Annotated in this window: 12 protein-coding genes; 6 read left to right on the top strand and 6 right to left on the bottom strand. The window is 68.9% G+C overall.

All coding sequences use genetic code 11. From position 1 onward, the window contains the following. Positions 1–704 precede the first annotated feature (704 nt). Genes AB0L64_RS39550 through AB0L64_RS39530 form a run of 5 tightly spaced genes read left to right on the top strand, consistent with a single transcriptional unit; the run spans position 705 to position 6,292 of the window. Complete coding sequence (locus tag AB0L64_RS39550; protein WP_363718100.1) at positions 705–2,501, top strand: ABC transporter substrate-binding protein; 1,797 nt, start codon at positions 705–707, stop codon at positions 2,499–2,501. Beyond that, positions 2,498–3,532 carry an ABC transporter permease gene (locus AB0L64_RS39545; RefSeq protein ID WP_355696681.1) on the top strand — a complete coding sequence of 345 codons (1,035 nt, stop codon included), beginning with the start codon at positions 2,498–2,500 and terminating at the stop codon, positions 3,530–3,532. Before AB0L64_RS39550 ends, AB0L64_RS39545 begins: the two co-directional genes overlap by 4 nt. Further along, positions 3,529–4,416: an ABC transporter permease gene (locus tag AB0L64_RS39540; RefSeq protein WP_363718099.1), complete on the top strand. Its 888-nt coding sequence runs from the start codon at positions 3,529–3,531 to the stop codon at positions 4,414–4,416. Before AB0L64_RS39545 ends, AB0L64_RS39540 begins: the two co-directional genes overlap by 4 nt. Then, positions 4,409–5,353 carry an ABC transporter ATP-binding protein gene (locus tag AB0L64_RS39535; protein WP_363718098.1) on the top strand — a complete coding sequence of 315 codons (945 nt, stop codon included), beginning with the start codon at positions 4,409–4,411 and terminating at the stop codon, positions 5,351–5,353. The genes AB0L64_RS39540 and AB0L64_RS39535 overlap by 8 nt, the downstream gene beginning before the upstream one ends. 3 nt (positions 5,354–5,356) lie before the next feature. Next, complete coding sequence (locus AB0L64_RS39530) at positions 5,357–6,292, top strand: ABC transporter ATP-binding protein (protein ID WP_363718097.1); 936 nt, start codon at positions 5,357–5,359, stop codon at positions 6,290–6,292. Between the two features lie 198 nt (positions 6,293–6,490). On the opposite strand, the gene AB0L64_RS39525 is transcribed toward AB0L64_RS39530, so the two are convergent. The 6 genes from AB0L64_RS39525 to AB0L64_RS39500 all read right to left on the bottom strand — a co-directional run bounded on the left by AB0L64_RS39525 (position 6,491) and on the right by AB0L64_RS39500 (position 12,877). Further along, a complete protein-coding gene (locus AB0L64_RS39525) occupies positions 6,491–7,729 on the bottom strand; it encodes an AAA family ATPase (protein ID WP_363718096.1) in 1,239 nt (412 codons plus the stop codon). A 94-nt stretch (positions 7,730–7,823) separates the two neighbouring features. Further along, complete coding sequence (locus AB0L64_RS39520) at positions 7,824–9,116, bottom strand: DUF58 domain-containing protein (RefSeq protein ID WP_363718095.1); 1,293 nt, start codon at positions 9,114–9,116, stop codon at positions 7,824–7,826. Then, positions 9,116–10,087: a MoxR family ATPase gene (locus tag AB0L64_RS39515; protein ID WP_359935352.1), complete on the bottom strand. Its 972-nt coding sequence runs from the start codon at positions 10,085–10,087 to the stop codon at positions 9,116–9,118. Before AB0L64_RS39515 ends, AB0L64_RS39520 begins: the two co-directional genes overlap by 1 nt. Then, complete coding sequence (locus AB0L64_RS39510; RefSeq protein WP_363718094.1) at positions 10,084–11,223, bottom strand: DUF4350 domain-containing protein; 1,140 nt, start codon at positions 11,221–11,223, stop codon at positions 10,084–10,086. Before AB0L64_RS39510 ends, AB0L64_RS39515 begins: the two co-directional genes overlap by 4 nt. Further along, positions 11,220–11,849, bottom strand: coding sequence for a DUF4129 domain-containing protein (locus AB0L64_RS39505; protein WP_363718093.1), 630 nt, complete (start codon positions 11,847–11,849; stop codon positions 11,220–11,222). Before AB0L64_RS39505 ends, AB0L64_RS39510 begins: the two co-directional genes overlap by 4 nt. Then, the gene (locus AB0L64_RS39500; protein ID WP_363718092.1) at positions 11,846–12,877 is read right to left on the bottom strand and encodes a hypothetical protein; all 1,032 of its coding nucleotides are present in this window, start codon (positions 12,875–12,877) and stop codon (positions 11,846–11,848) included. Before AB0L64_RS39500 ends, AB0L64_RS39505 begins: the two co-directional genes overlap by 4 nt. Before the next feature lie 258 nt (positions 12,878–13,135). Between AB0L64_RS39500 and mtrA the strand changes: the two genes are divergently transcribed. Continuing rightward, a complete protein-coding gene (gene mtrA / locus AB0L64_RS39495) occupies positions 13,136–13,813 on the top strand; it encodes an MtrAB system response regulator MtrA (RefSeq protein WP_141859693.1) in 678 nt (225 codons plus the stop codon). Positions 13,814–13,852 lie beyond the last annotated feature (39 nt).

Here is a 13,852-nt window from a genome sequence, read left to right as displayed (position 1 = left end):
GAATCCCCACCCCGACCGACGACTGACCATGACAACCAGCAAGGGGTCCACTTTCAACCGCCGCAAAGGGGTTCATTTTCACCCGTCGTTGACACAACTCCCGGCGCCAGCCGGACACTCCCGGCGGTAGCCGGAGCCCTCCGCTGGCAGCGGGCAACTCCTGGCGGCAGCCGGACACTCTCGGCGGTAGTCGGATGCGCGCGGCGCAAGCCGGTAGCTCCCGGCGGCAGCCGGAGCTCCCTGGCGCCAGCCGGAACCCCCGCACCAGCCGGAACGCTCTCGGCGATAGCCGGAGCCCTCCGCCGGCAGCGGGCACTCCTGGCGCCAGCCGGAAACCCACGGCGCAAGCCGGAAACCCACGGCGCCAGCCGGACACCCTCGGCGGTAGTCGGAGCCTTCCAGCGGCAGCCGGCAGCTCCCGGCGCCAGCCGGATACATATGGCGTCAGACGGCAGCGAATGGTCCGCGCTCAGCGGGGGTTGGGTGGGGGCGCGCGGAGTGGGTGTGGTGAGGAGTGGAGCGACGAGGTAAGTGCCCGCGTGGGCTGACCACATCCATGCATTACAGCCAGTTCGCGAACCGGATCCAGCCGGTAAGAAGGTTACTTCAGTGTGACAAAGTTTCGTATCTTGTTGACAGGACAGCGCTTGCTGGTGTGGTTTCTTCCCAACATCAACACCCGGCTGGGGAAGGTGGGGCGGCCCATGAGGAAGCTGTTGGCTGTGCTGGCGGCGTTGTGTGTGCTGGCGGCGGTACCGGGGACGGCGGCGGCGGCCGAGCCCGCGGCGAAGAAGGTCATCAAGATCGGGGTCACGCAGTCGGTGGACTCGATGAACCCGTTCCTCGCCGTGCGGCTGGTGACGGGGTCGATCCAGCGGATGATCTACGGCTTCCTGACGGTGCCGGACTCGAAGACGCTGCAGCCGAGCCCGGATCTCGCCGAATCCTGGACGACGTCGCCGGACGGTCTGACCTGGACGTTCAAGATCCGGCAGGCGAAGTGGTCCGACGGGCAGCCGATCACCGCCGCCGACGCGGCCTGGACGTTCAACAAGATGATGACCGACGACGGCGCGAAGACCGGCAACGGCCCGGCGGTGGAGAACTTCCAGAGTGTCACCGCGAACGGCCAGGAGCTGACCATCAAGCTCAAGGCGCCGCAGGCGTCGATGCTGGACAACCCGGTGCCGATCATGCCCAAGCACGTCTGGGAGAAGGTCACCGACATCTCGAAGTACGACGGTGAGGTGTACCCGACCGTCGGCAGCGGACCGTACGTCGCGGTGGAGCACAAGAAGGACCAGTTCGTCCGGCTGGAGGCGAACCCGGACTACTGGCGCGGCCGCCCGAAGATCGACGAGCTGCAGATCATCTTCTACGACAACCCCGCGGCCTCGATCGTCGGCCTGAAGAAGGGCGACATCGACCTGATCGGCCGGCTGAACCCGCCGGACTTCGAGTCGCTGAAGGGCGACGACAACATCGTCCAGTGGAACACCCAGGGCCGCCGGGCGACGTACTTGCAGATCAACCACGGCGCGACGACCAGTGACGACAAGCCGATCGGCGACGGGCATCCGGCGCTGAAGGACCCGAAGGTGCGGACCGCGCTGCACTACGCGATCGACAAGCAGAAGCTGGTCGACGAGGTCCAGGGCGGCCTGGCGAAGCCGGCCGACGGGTCGATCATCCCGCCGCTGTACAAGGACTTCTTCTGGGCGGCGAGCGGCGACGAGAAGGTCTCGTTCGATCTCGCGAAGGCGAACAAGATCCTCGACGACGCGGGCTACAAGAAGGGCGCGGACGGCGTCCGGACGATGCCGGACGGGTCGCGGAAACTGCAGTTCCGGTTCAGCATCCACACCGACACCCCGATCGAGGACAAGCTCGCCGAGTACCTGACCGGCTGGTTCAAGGAGGTCGGCATCCAGCTGACCACCAAGCGGCTGGACTCCAGCAAGTTCACCGAGGAGACCGGTACGACGGCGCTGTTCGACATCGCGATCAGCGGCTGGTCGGTGAACCCGGACCCGGAGGAGGTGCTCGGCACGCACCTGTGCAGCCGGCGTCCCACCGCGTCCGGCCAGGGCGGCGGCACCGAGTCGTTCTACTGCGACCCGACGTACGAGAGCCTCTACCTGCAGCAGCAGAAGGAACTCGACCGCGGAAAGCGCGCGGAAATCATCAAGAAGATGGAGGAAAGGCTCTATTCCGACGCCCCGGTGATCGCGCTCTACTACCCGAACGATCTCGAGGGCTACCGGAAGGACCGGATCGCAAGCATCACGCCGATCCCGGAGGACAAGGGCCTGCTGTACGGCGGTTCGGGCTACTGGCCGTTCTACACGGTCGAGGCGGTGTCGAAGGACGGCGAGACCGCGGAAAGCGGTGGCCTGGGCGGTGGTGTGATCGCCGGCATCGCGGCGGCCGTAGTCGTCGTCCTCATCGGTGGTTTCTTCGTTCTGCGACGCCGCCAGGGCGCGGCGGACGAGCGCGAATGACGGCCGACACCACCACTGCCGTCGAGGCGCTCGAGGAGCGCCCGGCCCGCCACGGTCTGCCGCGGTATGCGGCGACCAAGGCGGGCGGGGCGCTGCTGAGCATCGCGATGGTGATCGTCGCGACGTTCTTCCTGTTCCGGCTGCTGCCGGGCGATCCGGTCCGCGCCCTCGCGCAGGGGCGGAACATGACACCGGAGCAGCTCGACCTGGAGCGGGCGCGGCTCGGGCTGGACAAGCCGATCCCCGAGCAGTTCCTGCATTTCCTCCAGCAGACGTTGTCGTTCGACCTGGGGACGTCGTACGAGTACAAGCGGCCGGTTGTCGACCTGATCGGCGAGCGGATCGGGTCGACGTTGCTGCTCACCGGTACGGCGCTGGTGATGGCCGTCAGCCTCGGCCTCTGGCAGGGTGCCCGGGCCGGGTGGAAACCCGGCAGCAGGTTCGACAAGGTGTCGACGGCCGTCTCGCTGGTGCTGTGGTCGGTGCCGACGTTCTGGCTCGGGCTGTTGCTGCTGATGGTGTTCGCGGCCGGGATCGGCCCGATCCCGGGAATCTTCCCGACCCGCGGGAGCTCGAGCGTGGACAAGCCCGACGGGTTCGCGGGCGTGCTCGACGTCGCGCAGCACATGGTGCTGCCGTGCCTGACACTGGTCGCGGTCGTCTATGCGCAGTACCTGCTGGTGATGCGGTCGTCGGTGATCGACGAGGTCGGCCAGGACTACATCACGACGGCGCGGGCGAAAGGCCTGCGCGACGACGACGTACGCCGCCGGCACGCCGTACCGAACGCGCTGCTGCCGACCGTGACGCTGGTGTTCATGCGGATCGGTTTCGTGGTCGGCGGCGCGGTCACGGTCGAGGCGATCTTCAGCTGGCCGGGGCTCGGGCAGCTGTTCTACGAGGCGATCCGGGTGCCGGACTTCACGCTGATGCAAGGAACGTTCCTGCTGATCACGGTTTCCGTGATCGTGATGAACACGTTGGCCGATGTGGTCTACCACGTCCTGGACCCGCGGGTGAGGTCGGCATGAGCACGGTGGCGTGGGTGCGGCGGAAACGCGCTGCCGGTCGTTTCTGGACGGATTTCCGGAACCAGCGAGCAGGTGTTGCCGGATTGGTGATTCTGGCGGCCGCGGTCGTGCTCGCGCTGATCGCGCCGTTGTTCATCGACGCCGGCGTCACGAACGTGGTCAGCGGCACCGGGGCCAAGCTGGCCCCGCCGAGCCCCGCCGACCCCCTCGGCACCGACGAGTCCGGCCGGTCGGTGCTGCTGATGATCTGGTGGGGTTCCCGGACCTCGCTGCTGATCGGATTCCTCGCGGCGCTGCTCAGCATGGTGATCGGCACCGTGCTCGGAATCGCGGCCGGGCATTTCCGCGGCTGGGTCGGTGCGGTGATCCTGCGCATCACCGACTGGTTCCTGGTGCTGCCGTCGCTGGTCACCGCACTGGTGCTCGCGGCGATCCTGGGCGGTTCGACCGCGACGATCATCGTGGCGATCGGGGTGACGTCGTGGCCGTCGACGGCGCGACTGATCCGCGCGCAGACGCTGGCCGTCGAGGCACGCCCGTACATCGAGCGGTCACTCGCGCTCGGCGCGGGGCACTGGCACATCACCACGCGGCACGTGCTGCCCAACGTCGCCCCGCTGCTGCTGGCGAGCACGACGCTCGAGGTGGCGAGCGCGATCGTCACCGAGTCGACGCTGGCGTTCCTCGGCGTGAGTGCGAACAAGACCTCGTGGGGAACGATGCTCCGCGGGTCGTACGACTGGGGCGCGGCGACCGCCGGCGCCTGGTGGTACATCCTCGTGCCGGGCCTGTGCATCGTGACCGTGGTGATGGCGTTCACCTTGTGTGGAAGGGCTTTGGAGACCGTGCTCAACCCCCGGCTGCGGACGCGTGCACATGCTTGAGCTCGACGAATTGACCGTGAGGTACCGGATCGCCGGCGGCGAGGTTCCCGCCGTCCGCGGGGTGTCGCTGAGCGTGCCGGCCGGTGAGGCGCTCGGGCTGGCGGGGGAATCGGGGTCGGGGAAGTCCTCGGTCGCGCTCGCCCTGCTCCGGCTGCTGCCGCGGTCCGCCGACGTCGGCGGGCGGGTGCTGCTGGACGACGAGGACGTGCTGTCGATGAAGTGGGGCCGGCTGCGCGCGGTCCGCTGGTCGTCGGCGTCAATCGTTTTCCAGGGCGCGCAGCACGGACTCAACCCGGTGCGGCGGATCGGCGACCAGATCGCGGAGCCGCTGCTGGTGCACAAGTTGGCGTCCGGCGCGATCGCGGACCAGCGGGTGCAGGAGTTGCTGTCGCAGGTCGGGCTGCCGGCCTGGCGGGCGCGGAGCTACCCGCACGAGCTGAGTGGTGGCCAACGGCAACGAGTGATGATCGCGATGGCGCTGGCGTGCGAACCGCAGTTGATCATCGCCGACGAGCCGACGACCGCGCTCGACCTGATGGTGCAGGCGCAGGTGCTGACGCTGATCCGCCGGCTGATCGCGGACCATGGGATCTCGTTGCTGATGATCTCGCACGACCTGTCGGTGCTGGCGGACGTGTGCGACCGGCTGGCCGTCATGTACGCCGGGCGGCTGGTCGAGGTCGGCCCTTCGTCCGGCGAGTTCCGGCACCCGTACAGCCGGGCGCTGGCCGCCGCGTTCCCGACCGTGGGCGATCCGGCGTCCCGTCTGGCTCCGCGCGGGCTGGCCGGTGACCCGCCGGATCCGCAGCAGTTGCCGGGCGGGTGCGCGTTCCACCCGCGCTGCCCGGTCGCACTCGAGACCTGCGCGACGTCCGACGTACAGCTGCGGGCATCCGGCGCCGGCCGGACCGCCGCCTGCGTCCTGGTAGGGGAGTGACCTTTGCTAGAGGCAACTGATCTGCACGTCGAGTTCCCGGGGCGCGGCGGCAACCGGGCCCGGGCCGTCGACGGCGTCAACCTGTCGGTCGGGGCCGGCGAGATCGTCGCGCTGGTCGGCGAGTCCGGCTGCGGCAAGACCACCCTCGCCCGCACGCTCCTCGGCCTGGAACGCCCCACCTCGGGCCGGGTCGCGTACGACGGTACGCCGCTGAGCTACACCGGCCGCGCGCTGCGCGCCTTCCGTCGGCAGGTACAACTCGTCCTCCAGGATCCGATGGGATCGCTGAACCCGCGGCACACCGTGTACGAGGCGGTTGCCGAAGGTCCGCGCATTCACGGACTGCCCGACGAGGAATCCGTGGTGTCGTCGGCACTCGCCCGCGCCGGACTGCGGCCGCCGGAGCGGTTCTTCCAGCGTTACCCGCACGAGCTGTCCGGCGGGCAGCGGCAGCGCGTCGTGATCGCGGGCGCGCTCGCACTCGACCCGAAGGTCCTGATCGCCGACGAGCCGGTCGCGTCCCTGGACGCCTCGGTGCGCGGCGAGATCCTCGCGCTCCTGCTCCGGCTGCGCGACGACCTCGGGCTGTCCGCGCTCGTCGTCACCCACGACCTCGGCCTGGCCTGGAACATCGCCGACCGCGTCGCCGTCATGTACCTCGGCCGGATCGTCGAGTCCGGCCCCACCGAGGACGTGCTGACGAACCCGCAACACCCTTACACGCAGGCGTTGCTCAGTGTCCTTCCCGAGTCCCCGAACCGCATCGTGCTCACCGGCGAACCGCCGGACCCGACTCGCGTACCCGCCGGCTGCCGCTTCCATCCACGCTGCCAACTGGTGGCCCAGGGCAACGGTATGGCGGCCTGCGGCACGCAACCACTGCCGATCCTGCCCGCGGGCACGGCCGTCCAGGTCGCGTGCCACGTGGCCGCACCCTGATCAGACCTCGTCGTCGTCCTCGGGCTCCTCCGCGGCGTCGGCGACCGCCCACTTCAGCTGGAACTCGACCTCTTCCTCGTCCTCGCCGCGCTCGTGGCTCAGAAGCCTCGCCCTCGCAGTACACGAGGATGGTCTTTCGTTCGGGTCTGGTTCCGGTTCTGCGAGTGAGGTTCTTGCCGCCTCTGCGTCGAGGTGCCATCAGGCGATCAGGCCCAGAGCGCGGAGTAGCTCAGTTCGGTCGGTGTCGGGCAGCGCTCCGAATCGGCCGTGCAGGTAGGCCTTCTCCAAGTTCACCGAGGTTCTGACGCGCTCACCCGCAAATTCGGCCAGTGCGCCCAGCCTGGTCGCTCCGTCGCCGGACTTTTCCGTAAGCCAGACCTCGTCACGGTTGAGTTGATTCAGCAGACTGGTGTCATGTGTGGTGAAGATGAGCTGTGCGTGGCGGGGGTTGGTCAATGGATCCTGGAACAAGCCGATCAGTTGCTGGGACAGCGTGGGATGGAGACTCGCGTCCAGCTCATCGAAGAGCAGCAATGAGCCCTCTTTCAACGCCGCAAGGACAGGTCCGATCAGCCTGAACCAAGTGCGTGTTCCGGCCGATTCGGCCTGAAAGTCCAGCGGCACGGATCCTTGCGCGCTGCGGTGGGTCAGTTGGGCCTGGCGCCCTGGACGGCGTGACCGCGGATCGTCGACGACCAGTACGTCGTCAATTCCGAGATCTGCCATCCTCAGCAACGCGAGCGCCTGCGCACGGTCGGCCAGGGTGAAGCCGGTGTCGAGTTCGAACAGAACTGGCTCGGTCTCCTCGAACAACGAGATGGTCGGATGCCGCAGCAATTGCGGGCGGCCCGCCGGATCGCGCAGACCGAGGGTTTGCACCTGCAACAAGTCCGTTGCGAAATCAGACACCAGAGGCTCGTCGAACCGCCTGGCGATAGACAGGGCGAGTGTCCGGCCGGTCAGCAGTTCCCTGGTGCCGGACAGATTGCCCAATCCGCGTTGGAGCTTGAGTTCGGTCGTATCGCGCTCGAAGATCCGGCGACGCTTCTTCTCCGGATAATGAAACAACCCCTCGTAGGAGACGCCCTCCTGGCTGAGTTCCAGGACGTACTCGAACCGGATGCCGTCGATGACCGATTCGATCGTGAACTCGGACGGTCGGTGGCGCCAATCGCCGAACGCGAACGGCTCGATCGGGATGCTGTCGTCCCATGATCGCAGTGACGTCCGGACCGCATCGCAGAGCCAGGCCATGGCGGCGACGATGTTCGACTTCCCTGACGCGTTGGGGCCGTAGATGGCTGTCACGTGCAGCAGGCTGAGGCCGACATTCTCGATGCGCTGAGCCTCGTCCCGGGCGGCGTCGACGGCGACCATCGACAACTCGACCGATTCCCTGATCGATCGGAAGTTTGAGACCTCGAAACGGATGAGCATGGAGGATCCTAACGTCGACAACGTTAGCATAGCGCCAATTTCGTCAACTTCTTACGATCTCAGCCACTTGTCAGCGTCTTCGATGCTCGCTGCGCTAGAGGCGGCCGGCCTTCTTCAGGGTGAGGTAGGTGTCGGCGAGGGCCGGGGCTATCTGGTCCGGAGGTTCGTCGACGACGGTTACACCGGCACGGGCGAGAGTGGCGGTCAGGCGTTCCCGATCGAGGCGGGTCCGGGCGGCCGAGGCGGCGCCGTACACGTCCAGGAGATCGCCGCGGGTGGCTTCCAGTTCGGTCAGCCGAGGATCGGCCACCGACGCGAGCACTACGACGTGCCGGCGCAGCAGGGGGCCGATCACGGGCAGCAGGGACTCCTCGATGACGGCCGGATCGAGACCGGTGAGGAGGACCACGAGGGAGCGCTGGCCGAGCCGTTCGAGCACCTGCGACACGACGACGCGGAAGTCGGTCTGTACGAGCTCGGCCTCGACGTTGGCCAGCGCGTTCACGAACGACGGCAGCACGTCCTGCGGCGCGGGCCGCCGTACGTCGGCTCGGACGGCGGAGTCGCACGCCAGCAAGGAAACCCGGTCGCCCGCCCGCGTCGCCAGAGCGGCCAGCAGCAAGGCCGCGTCCATCGCGTGGTCCAGCCGCGGCGCATCTCCGACGCGCCCCGCGGACAGCCGTCCCGAGTCGATCACGATGACGACCTGCCGGTCCCGCTCCGGTCGCCACGTCCGCAGGACGACGTTTCCGCGCCGTGCCGTCGCGCGCCAGTCAATACTCCGGACGTCGTCACCCGGCACGTAGTCACGCAGCGAGTCGAACTCGGTCCCCTGCCCGCGCACGAGCAACGCCGTCCGCCCGTCCAGCTCACGCAGCCGAGCCAGCCGCGACGGCAGGTGCTTGCGGCTCTTGAACGGCGGCAGCGCCCGGACTGTCCACGGGACCTGGTGCGACCCTTGCCGGCCGGCGAACCCCAGCGGCCCCACGGCCCGCACGGTCACCCGGTATGCCTTGCGGTCGCCGCGGCGCGTCGGGACCAGATGCGTCGTCAGTCGTCGTCGCTCACCCGACGGCAGGTCCAGCTTGTGCGGCGGGTCCAGTACGCCGGCAGACGGCGGCCACGCGTCCCGCAGCAACCCACGCACGCGTCGGCCCGGGTTGGTGATCAACAGATTCACCGCGGCCGGTTCACCGAGCCGTACGGCGTTGTCGCCCTCCCGCTCGAACTGCAACCGCCGCGGCGACCCGGCCAGCAGGATGTCCACGAGACACACCACCAGCACAGAAGCGACGACCACGCCGATCCCGGCCCACGACGGCATCACCAGAGCGACGAACACCACTCCAGCAGCAGCCAGGATGCCGGCTCGGCCAGTCAGGACCATCAGCGTGGCACCGGCACCGTCGCGAGCACGCTCTCCAGCACCGCGTCCGCGCTGACACCTTCCAGCTCGGCCTCCGGCCGCACCTGGACCCGATGCCGAAGGCAAGGACGTGCCATCGCCTTCACGTCGTCCGGGATGACGTAGTCGCGGCCGGACAGCCACGCCCAGGCACGCGAGACCGCCAGCAGCGCGGTGGCGCCACGTGGCGAGACACCCAGTTGCAGCGACGGCGACTGACGAGTGGCGCGGCACAGGTCGACGACGTACGCCAGCACGTCGTCGCGGACCGCAACCCGCCGTACGGCGTCCTGCCCGGCCTGCAGGTCCTCAGGGCCGGCCACCGGACGCAGACCGGCAGCGGCCAGGTCACGCGGATCGAAGCCCTGTGCGTGCCGAGCGAGTACGGCGATCTCCGCGTCGCGCGGCGGGATGTCCAGCGTCACTTTCAGCAGGAACCGGTCCAGCTGGGCCTCTGGCAGCGGATACGTGCCCTCGTACTCCACCGGGTTCTGCGTAGCGGCGACCACGAACGGCGAGGGCAGCCGTCGCGGCTCGCCGTCCACGGTCACCTGCCGCTCCTCCATGGCCTCCAGCAACGCGGCCTGGGTCTTCGGCGGCGTCCGGTTGATCTCGTCCGCCAGCAGGATGTTCGTGAACACAGGCCCCGGTCGGAACTCGAACTCGCTCGTCTTCGCGTCGTACACCAGTGACCCGGTGACGTCACCCGGCATCAGGTCCGGCGTGAACTGCACCCGCTTGGTGTCCAGCCGCAGCGCCATCGAGAGCGCCCGCACCATCAGGGTCTTCGCCGTACCGGGAACGCCCTCCAGCAGCACATGGCCGCGGCAGAGCAGGGCGAGCACCAGTGCGGTCACCGCAGTGTCCTGGCCGACCACCGCCTTGCCGATCTCGGTCCGTAGCGCGACCAGCGCCTGCCGGGCCTGGTCCGCGGTGACCTCGGTAGTCGTCACGGGTGTCGTACCTCCTGCGTCAGTACGTCGAGTTCGTGGGACAAGGACATCAGAGCTTCGTCAGTGAGCGGCGGCAGACCGTAGAGCAGCTCGTACAGCATGGCCGGGTGGCGGCCGGTCCGTGCGGCGACAGTCGCGATCACGGCCGACGGATCGGCCCGCCGTGGGATCCCGTGCGCCTTGTGCAGCTGACCGAGCGCCGACTCGCGCAGCGCGGCCGCGGCGCGGTCGCGGGCTCGTGAGCGTCGGTAGAGCCGAGCTCTGCCCTCTGTCGTCTCCGCCGCGTGCACGATCACCGGTAGCCGCTCTGCCACCACAGGGCCCAGGCGCCGCCCGCGCCAGATCGCCACCACCAGTACAGCGAACGCCACCGCCCAGCCGATGTAGCGGACATCAGGTGGGATCAGCGGGGGAGTGTCGTCGCCCGAGTCGCTGTACGTCGCCTCCCACTGCGGCAGGTACCAGGTCAGATCCTCGTGTGTGCCGAACAGATTGAGCGCCAAGGCCGCATTGCCGTCGTCGGCGAGCTGGGCGTTCGTGAACGACGCCCGGGCACCGACCACGTCGACGAGGCGGTCGCCGAGGTCCAGCCGGACCAGGGTGGCGTTGATGCCGTCGCCATAGCAGGTGGTCGCGCCGTCGGGAGCGGAGTACGTCGGCCCGCTCACGGTGGCCGTGCCGGCCTTCACCGCGGCTGGAAGCTCACAGCCGGGCTGGCGGCTGCGGCTCGCTAGTGAGTTGCCGGTCGGGCGCACACCCGGCGCCAGAGCTTCGAGAGCCCGGCTGCTGGGACGGATCAGGATGATGTGGCTCCACTGCGCACCCCCGATCCGCTGCCAGTCCGAGGCGTTCAGTGAACCGCCCGGGCCGATGACCAGCGCCTTGCCGGCGCCTGGTTGTAAGGCGTCGTCCAGCGACTCCGTGCCGTGGACGTCGACGTTGTGGTTCTTCAGCAGCGCCGCGAGCGCCCGTGCCCCGTCCGACTCGGTGGAGTCCGGGCTGAACGGTCCCGACGTACGGGCTGAGGTCGCGATCAGCACCACGATCGCGGCCAGCACGATCAGCCCTGTGACGAGCAGCGGCGTCCGCAACGCCCGCCAGCCCTCACTGACACTGCGTCCGACAGGCGTGCTCATACAGCCACCCGGGCGGTCCGCGCGGCGTCGTCAGCCGCGACGACAGCGGCGTACCGCTGCGGCGTCCCAGGACGGTTGCCGTAGACAACCTCCGTGAACACCAGTGCGGCCGGCTGCAGCGGTTCGCGCAGTACCGGCGCCGCGCGAGACGCATCGGCCACGACCTCGTACGCCGTACGTCCGGCCCGTTCGTCCAGGACGGTCCGCTCGGTCAGCTCCGCCACGCACGCCCGGAAGCGGCTGCGGATCGCCGACGCGAAGTCGCCGGACGCGGCCTCCCGCTCGGCCAGTGCGCGGTACTCCGCGGCGCTCTGCGGCCGGGCGGTGTCGAAGACCGCCTGCAACTTGGCCCTGTGGCTGGTCCGCAGTACGCCGGAGCGCCAGAGCACCACAACCACGACAAGGACCAGCAGGGCGATCAGCATCACCAGACCGGCGTGACCGTTGGGCGACGAGCCGGTGAGGCTGTCCAGCAGGTCCTGGATCCAGTCCAGCACCTTGCCGACGGCCCGCTCGATCAGCGAGCCGGAGTCCCGGTACGCGGACTTGGACAGCTCCTTGGCCGCCTCCTGAGCGGCCTGGTCCCGGTCGATGTCGACGGGCGGCTCCAGCGGGAGAAGGATCACGCCGGCTCCTCGAACCGCAGCGCCGGCCGCATCCACAGGTCGAGACCTTCGCGGCGGACCCGGAGGTCGAGGTAGATCAGGGCCTGGACGGCGGACATGAAGGCGAGGCTGGCGATCAGCGTGATCAGCGTCGCGATGCCGACCGCCACACCGAGCACGATCGTCACCACGACGGCCCCGGTGCTGTCGCTGGAGCCGGCCCACCCGCCGACCGTCAGGATCAGCGCGCTGACCCCGAACTGCAGCGCGTACCCGATGATGTTCACCACCAGCCCCCCGAAGAGCAGGATCCCGAACACCCGCCAGAACTTGCCCTTCACGAGCTGCCACGACCGGCGCAGCGAACCCCAGACCCCCACCCGCACCGGGATGTGCAGCCCGATGTCCGGTGCGTGCCGGCCCTCCATCAGGACCACCGTCCCGGCCAGCACCAGCCGGATGCCGAAGATCAGCACCAGGACGCCGCCGACCAGCATCATCCCGAGCGCCGCGGCTCCGGCGACCTCGGAGGAGATCGCCGCGTCCGCCCCGGCGCCGATACCGAACACCGCGAGCCCCCAGCCGCCGATCAGCAGCATGAACGACAGCGACTGCACCAGACCCACAGCCGCCAGCGCGGGCACCGCGGGCCGCACCAGACGCATCAGCTCACGCGGGCCGGCCCTGTGCGCCAGCTGGCTCCGCACCGCGGCCAGGGCGATGATGCCGGACAGCATGCTCGACACCACCGAGAACAGCACCACCTGTACGCCGTAGGTGAGCAGGAGGGCCGCTCCGGCCTGCCCGAACGGGTCGTCCGCCCCGAAGAAGCCGCTCAGCCCGCCCGGTACGGCGACCTCGGTCAGAACGGCCTGCACCGCGACCAGTGCGATCCCGGCCAGCACTGGCAGGCCCAGCATGATCGTCTTGTTGTCGGAGATCGTCCGGGCGGCGTTGTCGAGCAGGTCCGCCGGCAGCCACGGCCGCAGCGGCTCGGTCGCCACGTCGTCGTGCAGGCGCATACTCGACTGCATACGGTGGTCGGCCACTGACTGCCTCCTCTCCCGGTGAACCGTCGTACCAGCGGGCACGTGAGTTGTGGTGAACCCCGGCCGTGCACCATGATCCCGGATGATCACAGCCCAACTCGGGGGTCACACGGCGATCCGGCGTGTGCACTACCAGGGGAATGGGACACTATCCGTAGTGCGTACGGCCTGGCACCCCGCCGGGCGCACACCGACCGGTCGGACTCGGACCCAACGGAGCAGCGAGGAGCTAAGGGCGTGGCAGACGGTAACCGGACGATGCGGGGCCGCATCCTCATCGTCGACGACGACACCGCGTTGTCGGAGATGCTCAGCATCGTGCTGCGCAACGAGGGCTACGACACCTATCTGTGCGCGACCGGTGACAAGGCGGTGCCGGCGTTCCGGGAGTTCAAGCCCGATCTGCTGCTGCTCGACCTGATGCTGCCCGGGATGGACGGCATCGACGTCTGCCGGGCGATCCGGGCCGAGTCCGGCGTGCCGATCGTGATGCTGACCGCGAAGAGCGACACCGTGGACGTCGTGCTCGGGCTGGAGTCCGGGGCCGACGACTACGTGGTCAAGCCGTTCAAGCCGAAGGAGCTGGTGGCCCGGATCCGGGCCCGGCTGCGCCGGATGGACGAGCCCGGCCCGGAGTCGCTGACCATCGGCGACCTCACCATCGACGTGGCCGGCCATTCGGTGAAGCGGGCCGGCGAGACGATCCAGCTGACGCCGCTGGAGTTCGACCTGCTGGTCTGCCTGGCGTCGAAGCCCTGGCAGGTGTTCACCCGCGAGGTGCTGCTGGAGCAGGTCTGGGGCTACCGCCACGCCGCCGACACCCGGCTGGTGAACGTGCACGTCCAGCGGCTGCGCTCCAAGATCGAGAAGGACCCTGAGCACCCGGAGATCGTGGTCACGGTCCGCGGTGTCGGATACAAGGCGGGTGCGGACTGATCGAGTACGGACGCGGCCAAGAGCCGCAGGCTGCCGCCG

It is taken from the genome of Kribbella sp. NPDC051936 (assembly GCF_040680955.1).
GTDB lineage: Bacteria > Actinomycetota > Actinomycetes > Propionibacteriales > Kribbellaceae > Kribbella.
The sequence above is the reverse complement of the archived record's forward strand: the minus strand, read 5'-3'. Positions and strand labels throughout refer to the sequence as shown.

Bases quoted from the DNA above. Each gene is read 5' to 3' on its own strand.
- AB0L64_RS39535 (WP_363718098.1), top strand. From the start codon at position 4,409: ATGCTTGAGCTCGACGAATTGACCGTGAGGTACCGGATCGCCGGCGGC.
- mtrA (WP_141859693.1), top strand. From the start codon at position 13,136: ATGCGGGGCCGCATCCTCATCGTCGACGACGACACCGCGTTGTCGGAG.
- AB0L64_RS39550 (WP_363718100.1), top strand. From the start codon at position 705: ATGAGGAAGCTGTTGGCTGTGCTGGCGGCGTTGTGTGTGCTGGCGGCG.
- AB0L64_RS39540 (WP_363718099.1), top strand. From the start codon at position 3,529: ATGAGCACGGTGGCGTGGGTGCGGCGGAAACGCGCTGCCGGTCGTTTC.
- AB0L64_RS39525 (WP_363718096.1), bottom strand. From the start codon at position 7,729: ATGCTCATCCGTTTCGAGGTCTCAAACTTCCGATCGATCAGGGAATCG.
- AB0L64_RS39510 (WP_363718094.1), bottom strand. From the start codon at position 11,223: ATGAGCACGCCTGTCGGACGCAGTGTCAGTGAGGGCTGGCGGGCGTTG.
- AB0L64_RS39545 (WP_355696681.1), top strand. From the start codon at position 2,498: ATGACGGCCGACACCACCACTGCCGTCGAGGCGCTCGAGGAGCGCCCG.
- AB0L64_RS39520 (WP_363718095.1), bottom strand. From the start codon at position 9,116: ATGGTCCTGACTGGCCGAGCCGGCATCCTGGCTGCTGCTGGAGTGGTG.